At 65.0% G+C, this 13,435-nt stretch carries 14 protein-coding genes; 4 read left to right on the top strand and 10 right to left on the bottom strand.

The genetic code is table 11. The features are described 5' to 3' along the window. Positions 1–143: 143 nt before the first annotated feature. Positions 144–995 (bottom strand): LysR family transcriptional regulator, encoded by an 852-nt coding sequence (locus tag AC0L2F_RS14085; RefSeq protein ID WP_473248763.1) that lies wholly within the window; start codon positions 993–995, stop codon positions 144–146. A gap of 104 nt (positions 996–1,099) precedes the next feature. Between AC0L2F_RS14085 and AC0L2F_RS14080 the strand changes: the two genes are divergently transcribed. Beyond that, positions 1,100–2,092, top strand: a complete 993-nt coding sequence (locus AC0L2F_RS14080; RefSeq protein ID WP_473248762.1) for a zinc-dependent alcohol dehydrogenase family protein — start codon at positions 1,100–1,102, stop codon at positions 2,090–2,092. 77 nt (positions 2,093–2,169) lie between these two features. Here AC0L2F_RS14080 and AC0L2F_RS14075 read toward each other — a convergent pair whose 3' ends face one another. Both AC0L2F_RS14075 and AC0L2F_RS14070 read right to left on the bottom strand, forming a co-directional pair. After that, entirely contained in the window at positions 2,170–2,451 is a 282-nt protein-coding gene (locus tag AC0L2F_RS14075) for a hypothetical protein (protein ID WP_007611778.1), read from the bottom strand. A 302-nt stretch (positions 2,452–2,753) separates the two neighbouring features. Further along, entirely contained in the window at positions 2,754–3,827 is a 1,074-nt protein-coding gene (locus AC0L2F_RS14070) for a hypothetical protein (protein WP_007611780.1), read from the bottom strand. Between the two features lie 240 nt (positions 3,828–4,067). Between AC0L2F_RS14070 and AC0L2F_RS14065 the strand changes: the two genes are divergently transcribed. Beyond that, a complete protein-coding gene (locus AC0L2F_RS14065) occupies positions 4,068–5,111 on the top strand; it encodes a patatin-like phospholipase family protein (protein WP_063995863.1) in 1,044 nt (347 codons plus the stop codon). Positions 5,112–5,128: 17 nt separating this feature from the next. Here the strand turns inward: AC0L2F_RS14065 and AC0L2F_RS14060 are convergent, their stop codons facing one another. Continuing rightward, on the bottom strand, positions 5,129–5,557 hold the full coding sequence (locus AC0L2F_RS14060; protein WP_007611784.1) for a CBS domain-containing protein: 429 nt from the start codon (positions 5,555–5,557) through the stop codon (positions 5,129–5,131). Positions 5,558–5,746: 189 nt separating this feature from the next. Continuing rightward, positions 5,747–6,583: a rhomboid family intramembrane serine protease gene (locus tag AC0L2F_RS14055; protein ID WP_063995862.1), complete on the bottom strand. Its 837-nt coding sequence runs from the start codon at positions 6,581–6,583 to the stop codon at positions 5,747–5,749. Between the two features lie 453 nt (positions 6,584–7,036). Between AC0L2F_RS14055 and AC0L2F_RS14050 the strand changes: the two genes are divergently transcribed. Then, positions 7,037–7,591, top strand: coding sequence for a PAS domain-containing protein (locus AC0L2F_RS14050; RefSeq protein WP_473248761.1), 555 nt, complete (start codon positions 7,037–7,039; stop codon positions 7,589–7,591). 13 nt (positions 7,592–7,604) lie between these two features. Here AC0L2F_RS14050 and AC0L2F_RS14045 read toward each other — a convergent pair whose 3' ends face one another. Then, a complete protein-coding gene (locus AC0L2F_RS14045; RefSeq protein WP_473248760.1) occupies positions 7,605–7,994 on the bottom strand; it encodes a COG4315 family predicted lipoprotein in 390 nt (129 codons plus the stop codon). Positions 7,995–8,140: 146 nt separating this feature from the next. Between AC0L2F_RS14045 and AC0L2F_RS14040 the strand changes: the two genes are divergently transcribed. Next, positions 8,141–8,647, top strand: a complete 507-nt coding sequence (locus tag AC0L2F_RS14040; protein WP_473248759.1) for a GNAT family N-acetyltransferase — start codon at positions 8,141–8,143, stop codon at positions 8,645–8,647. Between the two features lie 32 nt (positions 8,648–8,679). Here AC0L2F_RS14040 and AC0L2F_RS14035 read toward each other — a convergent pair whose 3' ends face one another. The 4 genes from AC0L2F_RS14035 to AC0L2F_RS14020 form a co-directional block, all read right to left on the bottom strand. After that, entirely contained in the window at positions 8,680–10,677 is a 1,998-nt protein-coding gene (locus tag AC0L2F_RS14035; RefSeq protein WP_473248773.1) for a DEAD/DEAH box helicase, read from the bottom strand. Positions 10,678–11,010: 333 nt separating this feature from the next. After that, positions 11,011–11,523 carry a hypothetical protein gene (locus tag AC0L2F_RS14030; protein ID WP_473248758.1) on the bottom strand — a complete coding sequence of 171 codons (513 nt, stop codon included), beginning with the start codon at positions 11,521–11,523 and terminating at the stop codon, positions 11,011–11,013. 114 nt (positions 11,524–11,637) lie between these two features. Next, on the bottom strand, positions 11,638–12,078 hold the full coding sequence (locus AC0L2F_RS14025; protein WP_084777549.1) for a VOC family protein: 441 nt from the start codon (positions 12,076–12,078) through the stop codon (positions 11,638–11,640). Between the two features lie 101 nt (positions 12,079–12,179). Beyond that, a complete protein-coding gene (locus tag AC0L2F_RS14020; RefSeq protein ID WP_473248757.1) occupies positions 12,180–13,331 on the bottom strand; it encodes a zinc-binding dehydrogenase in 1,152 nt (383 codons plus the stop codon). Between the last annotated feature and the right edge of the window lie 104 nt (positions 13,332–13,435).

Raw genomic sequence — 13,435 nt, 5'->3', positions numbered from 1 at the left:
TGACCGACAGCTTGGGTGTTTTGCCCGACAGGCAACACAAGGACTTGTAGCCCGGATGAGCGAAGCGACATCCGGGATTCCCACCACGAGCTGTCCCGGATATCGCTGCGCACACCCTGGCCACGGCAGCGTATCAAGAGCAATCACCCCGCCAATCGCTCGATCACGAGGTCGAGCAGCGCGCGCAGGCGGGCGAGACGCCTGAGATCGCGGTGATAGCCGACATAGGTGTCGCGGCCGGGTGGCGTCGCGCCGATGTCGAGCGCGACCAGCCGGCGGTCGCGGTCGCCGAGTGGACGCGGCAGCACCGCGAGCCCGCCGCCGCTCGCGCAAAGCTCCGCCTGCGCCTGCCTGTTGTTGCTGCGCGAGGCGATTTCCATATTCGGCAGCGTGCGCTTCAACCAGAGGGCATCGGGCATGTCGGCGAATTCGGCATTCATGGTCACAACGCGGACACCGCTTCCGTCGCCGACGCGTGGCGGCTTGCTGCCTTTCTTGCCGTAGAGCGCGTAGGGAATGTGGAGCAGCTTTCGGGAGATCACTTCAGGCTCGTCGAACGGTTTGATGCGGAAGACGAGATCAGCCTCGCGGCGCGGCAGGCTGTAGAGGCGCGCATCGGTCAGAAGCTCGACGGTCACCTTCGGATGGCGCTTGCCGAAGGCGGCAATCAGCGGCGAGAGCATCACCGTCCCGAACCAGTCCGACGACGACAGACGCAGCAAGCCATCGAGCTCCGTCTCCGCGCCGGACGCACGCCGCTCCAAGGCGAGCGCCTCCTCTTCAATCCGCTCAGCATGGCGCAGCACAGCTGTGCCCTCGTCGGTCAGCACGAAACCATCCGCCGTGCGCTGGAACAGCGTTTGTCCGAGCGACTGTTCGAGCGCGCGAAGTCTCCGTCCCATTGTCGGCTGGGTCTGGCCGATCTTCCGTGCGGCCGCGCCGAGAGTGCCTTCGCGCGCAATCGCCAGAAAGATGCGCAGATCGCTCCAGTCCACCGGAAGCCTCCTCATACAAAAACGCACGACGATCGTACATTCTCATTCCTTCCCATGCAAAAAATCATGGGCATATTGGAGGCCGACAACGGAGCAAGACGATCATGACGAGACAATCGACGATGCACGCAGCCGTGCTGGAGGCCCACAACGCGCCGCTGCGCCCCTCAACCCTCTCCACGCCCGAGATCGGCCCGCGCGAGGTGCTGGTGCGAATCCGCGCGAGCGGGATCAATCCGCTCGACACCAAGATCCATGCGGGCGCGGCGGCGCATGCGCGACATCCGCTGCCTGCGATACTCGGGCTGGATCTGGCCGGCGTGATCGAACAGACCGGTCGTGACGTCTCGCGGTTCAAGGGGGGCGACGAGGTCTATGGCATGACGGGAGGCGTCGGCGGTGTGCAGGGATCGCTCGCCGAATTCGCCGCTGTCGACGTCGACCTGCTGGCGTTGAAGCCTGCCAATCTCAGCATGCGGGAGGCAGCCGCCCTGCCCCTCATCTTCATCACGGCCTGGGAAGGACTGATCGACCGCGCGGCGCTGAAGGCCGGACAGAAGGTGTTGATCCATGGCGGCGCAGGCGGCGTCGGCCACATCGCGATCCAGATCGCGCGCGCGTTCGGAGCAGATGTGTTCGCCACCGGCTCGGCATCGCAGCGCGCCACCATCGAAGGTTTTGGCGCGACCTTCATCGATCGTGATACCGCCATCGCGACTTATGTTGCAGAGCATACGGGCGGCCGCGGCTTCGACGTCGTCTACGACACCGTCGGCGGCAAGGTCCTCGACGCCTCCTTCGAAGCCGTACGCCGCTTCGGCCATGTCGTGAGCGCGCTCGGATGGGGTACGCATGGGCTTGCGCCGCTCTCGTTCCGCGCCGCCACCTATTCCGGCGTGTTCACGCTGCTGCCGCTGCTCTCAGGGGAGGGCCGCGCGCATCACGGAGAGATCATGGCGGAGGCCGCGCGTCTGGTTGAGGCCGGCAAGCTCTTACCGATGCTCGATGCCCGGCACTTCACACTGGAGAACGTCGATGACGCCTATGCGCTGATCCGCGATCACGCGACGCAGGGCAAGCTCGTCGTCGAGATCTGACGGCGCTCGCTGAAAAGTCTCGTCGCGGATGGAGCGAGGCGTAAGCCGGGGTACGGAGACCCGCACGGGGAACGCCGCTAGTCCTCGCTGGACGTCGCCAAGCGATTGCGCAGATGGGCCTGCGACAACAGAAAAAACAATGCGCGCTCGCCATGATATTTGGCGGACGGCCGGGTGCGCTCGAAGCCATCGGCAAATTTTTTGCCGGATTGGTCGCACACCTGCCACCGCCAGCCGAACCGCTTACGCCTGGTGAGGATCACTTCGAACATGCCGACGAGCTTGGTCCCCTGCTCCTTGCCGGTCTCGCAGACGCACGACCCTGCTCCGGCCTCCCCCGTTGGAGTGATGCCCGACATATAACGCAGCAGGATGGAAAGCGAATGAAATTGATTATCGGAAATAGGTATCTTGCACCGGCTTTGACGAAGTCGTGAGGCTCCTGGAATAAGCCGATAGTGGCGGTGTTAATCGGTCCTGCTTGGTAGCGCTGACAAAGCTATTCAAATCGCAACACCAACGGAGGAGCCGAGAGCATCCTCTTTCGCACACGTGACGGGACTGGCGGTAATAAGATATGGGGGATCCGTGCGCTGAATGAGAAGTGTTCACTGGGCACGAAGACCAGCGTCGGGCCGCATGCGGCATCACCGCTCAAGCACTAGCGCGCGACCACTTCAACTTCACCGTCGACGCCGTTGACGACGTTGAAGCCGCGCTCATAGACCTTGCCCTCGTTCTTGGCGATGGCGCGGTATTCGCCTTCGGAGAGCACGACGCGCGGGAAGGCGCCGATCGATTCCTTGATCACGTCGCCGCCCGGGGTCAGCACCGACCAGGCGGTGTTGGCGAGCGCCTCGCCGCCCCTGTCGCTGACGAGCTTGAGCGTGATGACGGCGGCGCGGTGGGTGATGGTGACGTCGGTGAGCTTGCTGGCCTGGACGCGGATGTCCGAGCGCACCACCGAATTGGCGTCACCGTAATTCGAGATGATGTAGTAGGTTCCCTCCGGCAGCAGCACGACGTCACCGGCGGCGACGTTCGGCACCAGGGAGGCGCGCTCGCCGGATTCGAACTGGCTGCCCTTGTAGATCGCGAACGAGATCTGGTTCTGCGGAATGCGGCTGGTGCCGACGCGGCCCTCGATGCGCAGGCCGCCGGCCGGCAGCACGAAGGATTCGCGATCGGTCTCGGCCTTCAAGCTGACGGTGCGCACCGCGCTGACGAGGCCAAAGGCGACGTGCACGACGTAATTGCCGGGCGGCAGCACGATGTTCGGCGTGGCATTGCGGTCTTCGCGGATCAGCTTGAAGGTGCCGTTCTCGTCGGGACGATCGGCAAACACGCGCCAGACCAGGCCGCTGGTGATCGGCGGGGTGTCCTTGCCGTATTTCGCCGTCAGCGACAGCACGCCCTGTCCGGGCACGGCCGCGTTGAGCGGTGCGGCGGACGGCACGGTCGTGACCGCGGGCGGCGGCATGCTGGGCGTGGTCGGCTGCAACAGGGTCGGCGGCAGGCTCGGCGGTCCGGCACCCGGGCCTGAGGGCGGCGCGAGGCTGACGGCACCGCCGGGATCGGGGACCGACGCGGGCGGCACCGGCGGCGGACGATCGGAGAAAAGCTGCGCCTGCGCAGCATTTTGGCCAAAGGTAAAGAGGCAGGCAGCAACGACCAGCGCCGGCAGCAGCGATGCGCTGCGCCGCCATCCGATGATGCCGTCACCCCCGAGAGTCATGCCACCTGCTTTTCACCGAAAACGCGGCAAATTCAAGCCTCTGTCCCCCTGAGAAATACGGCCCGACAGGTTTTGGAACCCGGTTGACGCCTGCGTGATTACTCGAGAGGCAGCCGCGCCTCGCCATACTCCTGCCCCGCGCGCTTCCCAAACCGGCATAAACCATGCTTCGGCCCGGTTCTGGCGGAGCGCGAGTGCGGTGCCTAGTCTGATGGCGGGTCCCGGCGTAGGAGAGTTTCGGTGCTGGACATATTGAAGGGGCGGGGTTCGAACAGCGATAAGGTCGCCGAGAAAGTCGGCCTGGGCAGCATCCGCCGGCCGGTGATCGGCCTTGCGCTTGGCGGCGGCGCGGCGCGCGGCTTCGCTCATATCGGCATTATCCGGACCCTGCTCGCCAACGGAATCGTGCCTGAAGTCGTGGTCGGCACCTCGATCGGCGCCGTGGTCGGCGGCCTCTATGCGGCCGGCCGGCTCGATACGCTGGAAGAATGGGGCCGCAGCCTGCAAGGGATGCGCAACATCCTCGGCTACCTCGACATCCGCCTCAACGGCTCCGGCCTGATCGGCGGCGAGAAGCTGGCGACCCGGCTCGAGGCTGCCTGCGGCCAGAGCCAGATCGAGGATCTCCCGGTCAAGTTCGCCGCCGTCGCGACCGAGGTCCGCACCGGCCACGAGATCTGGCTGACGCGCGGCCGCGTGGTCGACGCGATGCGCGCCTCTTATGCGCTGCCCGGCATCTTCTCTCCGGTCCTGATCGGCGATCGCTGGCTGGTCGACGGCGCATTGGTGAACCCGGTGCCGGTCTCGGCCGCCCGCGCGCTCGGCGCGGAAATCGTCATCGCCGCAAATCTTTCCAGCGACATCTTCACCTATTCGACGACGGTCTATTCGCACGGCGCGATACCTGAACCGGTGACCCCCGCGACCGAAGAGCCGGCGTCAAAGCGACGCTTCCCGAGATTCTTCTCGCCTGAGAAGACAGTGAAGCGCGAGTTCTTCGGCGGCGGCAGCGCCCGGCCCGGCCTCTCTTCTGTGATGGTCGACGCCTTCAACATCATGCAGGACCGCATCACCCGCGCCCGCCTCGCCGGCGATCCGCCCGATATGCTGATCACACCGCGAATCGGTCAATTCGGCTGGTTCGATTTCCACCGCTCCGAGGACCTCATCGCCCTGGGCACCCGCGCGGCCGAGCGTGCGCTGGAGTCCATCAAGGAGGCCATCCACGAGCTGGCGCCCGCGCCCGAGGGCACCGCGCCCAAAGCCGACCAGCAGCAGGACTGATCAGGCCGTCTTACCGATCAGGCGGTCTTGATGTAGTCGCGCAGAGCTTCCTGCTCGGACTCGTATTCCTGCACCCGACGCTTGACGATGTCGCCGATCGAGATCAGGCCGACCACCTTGCCATTGTCGACCACGGGCAGATGGCGGAACTTGCCGGTGGTCATCATCTCCATGAGCTCGGCGACCGTGTCGGTCTCCTTGCAGGTGACGACCTTGCGGGTCATGACCTGCGAGACCGGCTCCTCCAGCGCGCCGGCGCCGCGCTCGCCGATCACCCGCACGATGTCGCGCTCCGACAGGATGCCTTCGAGCCGGCTCTGGTTCATCACCAGCACCGCGCCGATCTTCTTCTCACCGAGCAGTTTGACCGCGACCGCCAGCTTCGCGTCCGGCTCGACGCTCATGATCTGGTGGCCCTTGGTGTTGAGAATCGAACGTACCGTCATTGTCGCCTCCCTGAATCGGAGCCGTCCGCTGTTCGCGGTCCGGACTTGTTCTTCGAGTCTTCAACTAACAGTGTCAGCGCCGCTTTCAGGCTCGTGCGCTTTGCGAAGCATCGCCGCGAACGGCCTGTCGCTTCGGAACATTCTTCTCGGGAATGATGGATGAATTCGGGCGGCGCCGCAAGCGCCGCTTCAAATACCGTCCGAAATGTCCTGTGATGACGCATCCGCAGCATCGCTTCGCACGCGCGGCACGGGGTCGAACAGCGCGAACAGCAGGAGCCCTGCGAAGAAGCCGCCGATATGCGCCTGCCAGGCGACGCTCGTGGTCTCGCTGTCGACGCCGATCGCGCCGACGCCGAAGACGATGTTGACGCCGAACCACACCGCAAGAAAACCGAGCACCCGCCCGTCGCGCAGCGCGCGCGACAGCGGCAGCGCCGGAACTCTTGCGGCGGTATCGGCATCCGATCGGCTGAACGACAGGAAACTGCCGCGAACGAAGGCGAAGCGGATCGCCGCCGCCATCGCGCCGGACACCGAGGCCGAGGCGCCGATCATCGGCGCCACCGCGTGCTCATGAGTGACGAGATGGGCGAGCGCGCCGGCCGCCGCCGTCACCGCGAGGAACAGGAAGAACCTGATGGCGCCAAAGCGCCGCGCCAGCGCGCTGCCGAACGGCAACAGCCACAGCACGTTGAAGCCGAGATGGGTGAGATTGGCGTGCAGCAGCGAATAGGTGACGAAGGTCCAGACCTTGGCCCCGGCCCCGCCGGGAATCTCCAGATTGAGCAGCGAGGAATCGTAGCGCTTGGGGATGAAGCCGAAGACGTCGATCGTCCAGTTCTCGAGCTCCGGCGGCAGCAGCACGCGCAGATGGATCACCGCGAGGAGGAGGATATAGACGGTCAGCGCGAACGGCAGCGTCAGGATCGGCTCGCGCGGAGCCTCCTCGACGACGGCCGGCACTCCCAGCGAAGCATCTTGCGACGGAGGATCTTGCGGCGGAGAATTTGGCGGGGAATCCAAGGCGGCTTCGCTTTCAGGCGCGATCGGAGCGACAGGCTTTGGAGATAGTCGCCTTTGCCTGCCCTGCGCAAGTGCACAAAAGGAAAAGGCAGGGCCCTGGGAAGGCCCCGCCTATCCGTGTCGGACTTCCGGTACCCAGAGAGACGGGAATATCCCCACCCCTCCCCGCGGCCGGTGACCAAACTGTTTGACGCCTGTGTACAGGCCTCGCCGAGAACCTGGAGAAAAGCGGCGAAGCTTGCGACCGCGATCACCATAGCAGCGGGGCGGCGCACGGAAAGCGCATAGTTAATTTAACGTTAACGACGCAAAGGCAGCACCAGGGGCCCCGAAAACGCCGCTGCGGCATGGACGCTGCAAAGCCCCTCCTGCACAACAACACAGGGATCGCGGCTGCACTGAAGCGGGACAGGTTTGTCCCGCGAGGTTGCGCCCCGGGGTAAGCGTTCAGTCATGAAACATCCGTCGAGCCGCGAGTTCTTCGCATATTGGAACACGAAGCGCGGCACTGCGCGGGCGCCAGACCGGGCGGATATCGATCCGGCCGCCGTGCGCGGCCTGCTCGGTGACATCTTCGTGCTGTCCTGCGAGCCCCATCTCGGCTTCCCGTTCCGCGTCGCCGGCACGCGCGTGTGCGCACTCGCAGGGCGCGACCTCAAGGATTCGAGCTTTGCGGCGCTGTTCAACGAGGCCAGCCGCCGCGAGATCGAGGAGATCACGACCATCGTCGCCGACGAGAGCCTCGGCGCAATCGCCGGCGTCACCGCCGCGCGCGAGGACGGCAGCAAGGCGCATCTCGAGCTGCTGCTGCTGCCGTTCAATGCCCGCCCGCATACACCGGTGAGCGTGACAGGCGTGCTCGCGCCGTTCGACGACGAATGCGGTGCGCTGGGTCCGTTCGCCCTCACCTCCTGGCGCTATCTGCACCAGCCGGAAAAACTGCTGCCGCGCACGATCCGCAAGCTGCAGATCGCACGCGGGCTGATGGTGTATGAGGGGCTGCGCTAGGAGTGCACCCCGCTCACGGCATCGCCAGATGCCAGGCGCCGTTCAAAAAGCCGTCGCCGGTGACGTCACCGGGCTTGGTATCCTTGGCGAAGGTGTAGAGCGGCTTGCCCTTGTAGGCCCATTGCTTCGAGCCGTCGTCGCGCGTGATGACGGTGTAGCCGTCAGCGGCAGCATCGCTCGCCTCCGCCTTCAGCACCGGCCAGTTGGTCGCACAGGGACCATTGCAGGCGGACTTGCCGTCCGCATCCTTGTCGAAAGTATAGAGCGACATGCCCTTGGCGTCGGTGAGCACGTTCCCCTTGTCGGTCTTGCCCGTCTTGGTCGGCGGTGCCGCGAAGGCCGCGGGAAGCAGCGCCAGCGATATTGCGAGCGTGAGCGCGAGGCGGATCGAGGATGTCGTCATGGTCTCTCCTGTCATGCAATGGGCTTGCATGGGTAGGACGCCGCGCGAGCCGTCGTATTCCTGAGATCGCGGCAAAGATATTTTTCGCTGCGCGCATCGTGGCATCGGAATAAACTGGGATCATTGAGACGGAACGACGGACCGACATGAGCAAGCCGCATTGGCGTCCCGCCCGCGCCTCCGATCTCCTGGCGATCAGCGCGATCGCAGCGCGGATCCATCCTGATCTGCCTGAGCGGCCTGAGGTCTTCGCGGAAAAGATGCGGCTCTATCCTGACGGCTGCCGCGTGCTTGTCGCGGACGACGGAATCGTCGGCTACGGTCTCGCGCATCCCTGGATGCAGCACCGGATTCCGCCGCTCGACGGCTTCCTCGAGCAATTGCCCGGCGATGCGGATTGCATCTATTTGCACGACGTTGCGGTGCTGCCCGACTTTCGCGGCGGCGTCGCGCGCGACTATGTCATCGCGATCGAACAGCTCGCGCGCGCATCAGGGATCGCGACGCTCGCATTGGTGTCGGTCTACGCCACGCGGCCGCTGTGGCAGCGTCTCGGCTTTCGGCCGGTCACCGCGGATGCGGAGCTGCGGGCAAAACTCGCGACCTACGGCGACAGCGCAACCTACATGCTGCGCGACCTGGCTGCGACGTAACGCCCCTCTCCGTCGGCGCCGGAAGGCGACCGTCAGGCGCGATGCTTCTTTTTCGTCTTCGGCTTCTTCCCGGGGGCGCCCTTCTCAGACCACGACGTGACCGAGGGCTCGGCGTGGCCCGGCTTGTTCTTGTGCTTTTTCTTCTTTGCGAAGGAAGGAGCCTCGTCGAATTTCGGCGTGCGCTCGGCGTACGGCTTTTCGTACGGTTTGCCGTGCGGCTTGCCGTGAGGTTTGCCTTGCGGTTTGAACCCGTTCGGCTCGCGCGCGCGTTCGCCCTGGCGTTCACGATGATCGCTGTCGCCGCTGTCGCGCCGCGGCGCGTGGGGCCGCTCTTCCGATGCCGCCTGCCGCTGCGGCGCATCCGCCATCGGCTCGAGACGGATATTGTCTTCCTTGTCCGGACGCTTGATCTTCACGGCGAAGGAGTCCGCGACCCGCTCGGAAATTTCGAACTCGGTCGTGGTGTCCATGATCTTGATCGCGCCGATATCGTTCTTGTCGATGCCGCCACGACGGCAGATCATCGGCAACAGCCAGCGTGCTTCCGCGTTCTTTTTTCGTCCGATGTTGGCCCGGAACCAGACGCTGCCATCCGCCATGCCATGTTTCGACGACGATTTTCCCGCTTTGGGTCGAGCCCTTTCGGGCCGATCATCGCCACGCGATGCGCGAACATCGTCGCGCGGAGCGCGCGTATCGTTGCGACCGCGATCCTCGCGCGGCCGGCCAGCTCGCTCGCCGGGATCCATGATGTCCTCGGGCGACGGCAGCCGCGCGCGATAGAGCCGTGCGAGTGACGCGGCGATCTCCTCAGCCGATCGCTCGGCCAAGAGCGCCTGCGCCAGGGCCAGATCGTCGGCGGTGGTCTCCTCCGTGAACAGCACGTCCTTCATGCGCTCGTGATCGAGTTTGCGGATCTCATCCGGCTGCGGCGCCGTCCCCCAGACCGCGTCGATGCCCGAGACGTTCAGCAGCATTTCCGCACGCCGCCGCCGCACGGGCGGCACCAGCATGACGCTCGTCCCCTTGCGGCCCGCGCGGCCGGTGCGGCCGGAACGATGCTGCATGACCTCGGCGTCGTTGGGCAGGTCGGCATGAATGACGAGGTCGAGGCTCGGCAGATCGATGCCGCGGGCGGCGACGTCGGTCGCCACGCAGACGCGCGAGCGTCCGTCCCGCAGCGACTGCAGCGCCGTGGTTCGCTCGTTCTGCGTCAATTCGCCTGACAGAGCGACCACGGAGAAGCCGCGCTCCAGCAGCGCCGCCTGCAAATGGCGGACGCCATCGCGCGTGCTGCAGAATACCAGCGCGCTCGGCGCCTCGTAGAAGCGCAGCACGTTGACGACGGCGTGCTCGGCATCGCCGGGCGCGATCCGGATCGCGCGGTACTCGATATCGGCATGACCGCCTTCGTCGCCGGCGACCTCGATCCGGAACGCCCGCTGCTGATACTGCTTGGCCAGCGCGACGATGCCGCGCGGGAACGTCGCCGAGAACATCAGGGTGCGGCGCGTATCCGGCGTGGTCTTGAGGATGAACTCCATGTCCTCGCGAAAACCGAGATTGAGCATCTCGTCGGCCTCGTCGAGCACGACCACCTTCAATTCCGAGATATCGAGACGGCCGCGGCGCAAATGATCGCACAACCGGCCGGGCGTGCCCACGACGATATGAGCGCCGGCCGCAAGCTCGCGCTGCTCGCGCCTGGGATCCATGCCGCCGACGCAGGAGACGACGCGCCCGCTCGCATGCTCGTACAACCACGCCAGCTCGCGGTGGACTTGCAAGGCAAGCTCGCGGGTCGGCGCAACGATCAGGGCAAGCGGTGCACCCGCCCGCTCGAACCGCTCAGCGTCGCCCAACAGATCCTTGGCCATCGCCAGCCCATAGGCCAGGGTCTTGCCGGAGCCGGTCTGGGCCGAAACCAACAGGTCGCGGTCAGCAGCCTCGTCCGTGAGCACGGCGAGCTGAACAGGGGTCGGACGGTCGTAGTTGCGCTCGGCCAAAGCTCGGGCGAGCGGCGCACTCATGGTCGGAAAAGACACGGGATAAACCTTGGTTGGTCCAGGCGCGGAACGTCGAGCCGCGCGACCTGAAGCTGCGTAGGCGGCAAATGGTCCAGCCGCCCGCGTGGTGATTTGATTTGGACGCTCTTTACGCCAAGTGCGGGCAAATCACCATGCCTATGACGCATGGCTTTGGTGATGCCGAGAATAAGCTTACTGGCCAGCTCGACCCACTACATCCAGCGTTTTCGAGCCGTTTCGCTGCATATAGAGGGATATCTTGGGCCGGAGCGCCCGCTGCGGCCCGCAAGCTCGCATAGAGGGCAACTCGCCCAGCGCAGCTCTATGCCTGCAGCCTCAATCCCTGGAGGTCACCAGGCTGCTGAAGCCGCCGACCAGTCTAGCTCTTGCCCGCACAAGAGTGTCCCTGGCCGCACGGCTCAGTGCGCGGATGGCGCGCCAGGCGTCGGTTGCCTGCAGCCACGCCTTCACCTCGGAGTACTTGCCGTACCCCCAGGCAAAAGCCGGAATTCGCATCAGCTTGTCACGCGTGAGATGGAACAGGCGCTCGACCAGCACGAGCTTGAGCAGCTCGCCGATGATGAACGTCACGGCCCCGCTCACGATCTGACCGGTCGCCGCGAGATAGGCTGCCACGGGCTTGACCGGCTCCAGGATGATGACGGGTACGGAAAACAGGGCGAGCGAGCAATAAGGCGACAGCGATCTGATCCAGCCGCGCAATCGCTTCAATTCGATATGCCGCCCGATCCAGCGCGAGATCGGCCTCGCCACGGCCATGAAGACCGCATCCACCAGGAAGTAGATGGCGGCAAGGATGTAAGTGACGGGTTTCAGGATCCGCTTCACGATGAACTCTCCCGTGAACTGAAAGCCGAAACCCGGGCCTAAGTTTCACCCCGGCGTGAATAACTCGCGGATGTTCAATGGAACTTTTCGTTCACAGGCCCTCCGCTGCGTGGTTCATATCTCCGCATAGACCTCCAAGAGATTGCCGTCGGGGTCGCGGAAGAACAGCGTCCGATGCCCGAACGACTGGTTCGTTGGCGGCGACAGCAGCGCAACGCCCTGCCGCACCAGTTCATCGGCGCACGCATCGACTTCGGCCGGGGAGACCTTGAAGGCCAGTTGCAGCGAGGCGCTCCCGTGAGGCACCGGCGCGTCAGTCGCGGTCCGGCCCGGTGTAGCGAGAGCCAACGTGTTGGGGCCCAAGCCGTACTCGATCCAGTTCGACGACAACTCCCGCAGCAGCGGAAACACGAGAACTTCCTCGTAGAAGCGGCGCATCGCCGCCATGTCGCGCACGAAAATGACGGTGTAGTCGATGGCACGAATGGCGTTGAAGGGCGAACGGGAGCGCTCGCCTGGTTCGGTCGTTTGTTCGTTTGTCATCTCGTCCTTCATACCAAACGCCCGCCCGTAGCCCGGATGGAGCGTAGCGGAATCCGGGGAGCCACGGTCAAGAATCCCGGATTGCGCTGCGCTCCATCCGGGCTACGAATTTCTCACGCCACCAATTCCGGCCACGGCACGATCGTCGACTTCACCGTCTTCATCGCCATCGCGTCCCTGACCGCCTGCGCGACGCCGTCTTCCGTGAACGGATAGATCGTCTGCATTTTCAGCCAGGGATATTTGTCCGCCGTGCGGTAGAGCATGTCGACGCCGAGCGGCAGATCGTTGCCGGTAAAACCCCAGGAGCCCAGCACATTGAGGTCCTTGGTGCAGATGCGGTGCCAGGAGGTCTCGATCGAGCCGGCGTCGGTGAACTGGCCCATCTCGACATGGGTGCCGCCGTCTCGCAACATCTCGATGCCTTCGGGGCCGGCTGAAGGGTGGCCCGAGCAATCCATCACCAGATCGGCGCCGAAGCCGCCGACGATGTCGCGTACGCGCGCGATGCGGTCTTGTGGTGACTTCAGTTCGTCGATGTTCACCGTCGCCTCGGCGCCGAACTCGCGCGCGAGCTTGAGCCGCGGCTCCTCCGGCGCACCGACGCAGATCACGCGCCCTGCTCCCATCTCCTGCGCGGCGGCGACCGCGAGAATGCCGATTGGGCCCGAGCCCTGGATCACCACCGTGTCGCCCCAGGTGAAACCGCCGGCGCGGCTCGCGCGGTTGAAGGCGCGGATGCAGGAGGTCAGCGGCTCCGACAGCGCACCCAGCCGCAGCGACATGTCGTCAGGCAATTTGTAGATCTTGGTGCCCGGCAGCATGTCGAGATCGACATAGACATATTCGGCCCAGCCGCCCCACATATGCGGCGCCTTATCGAAGCCGAGATAGCGGCCGTAATAGACCGGCGTCAGGCACTTGTTGGCGGTCAGGGGATAATGGATGCAGTAATAGCAGCGGCCGCAGGGCATCAGCGGCGGGATCATCACTTTTGATCCGACCTTGAGCGGCTTACTCATGAAGTCCTCGGTGAATTCGTCGCCGCATTCGACAATGATGCCGCCGAGCTCGTGGCCGAGCGTGAACGGCCACGGCAGCGGCTTCGGCCAATGCCCCTTCAGAATGTGCAGGTCGGTTCCGCAGACGCCGCAGGCGCCGACCTTGATCAGCGCAGCCTTGCGGCCGACCTTCGGCCACGGCACGGTGCGGATGACGGGTTCGCTCCCGGGCCCTGCGTGGGTGCAGACGCGGATCTGGTCCATGGCTGTTTCCTCGACGCCCGTCTGTTATGATTGATTGGTGCGGGCTGAGGCGAAGCGTATGTGAGATGCGCGGTCGTGCCAAGCCGCGGTCTTGTAGCCCGCAT

Source organism: Bradyrhizobium sp. Ken64, from assembly GCF_055807555.1.
This window is presented reverse-complemented; position numbering and strand designations above follow the sequence as displayed.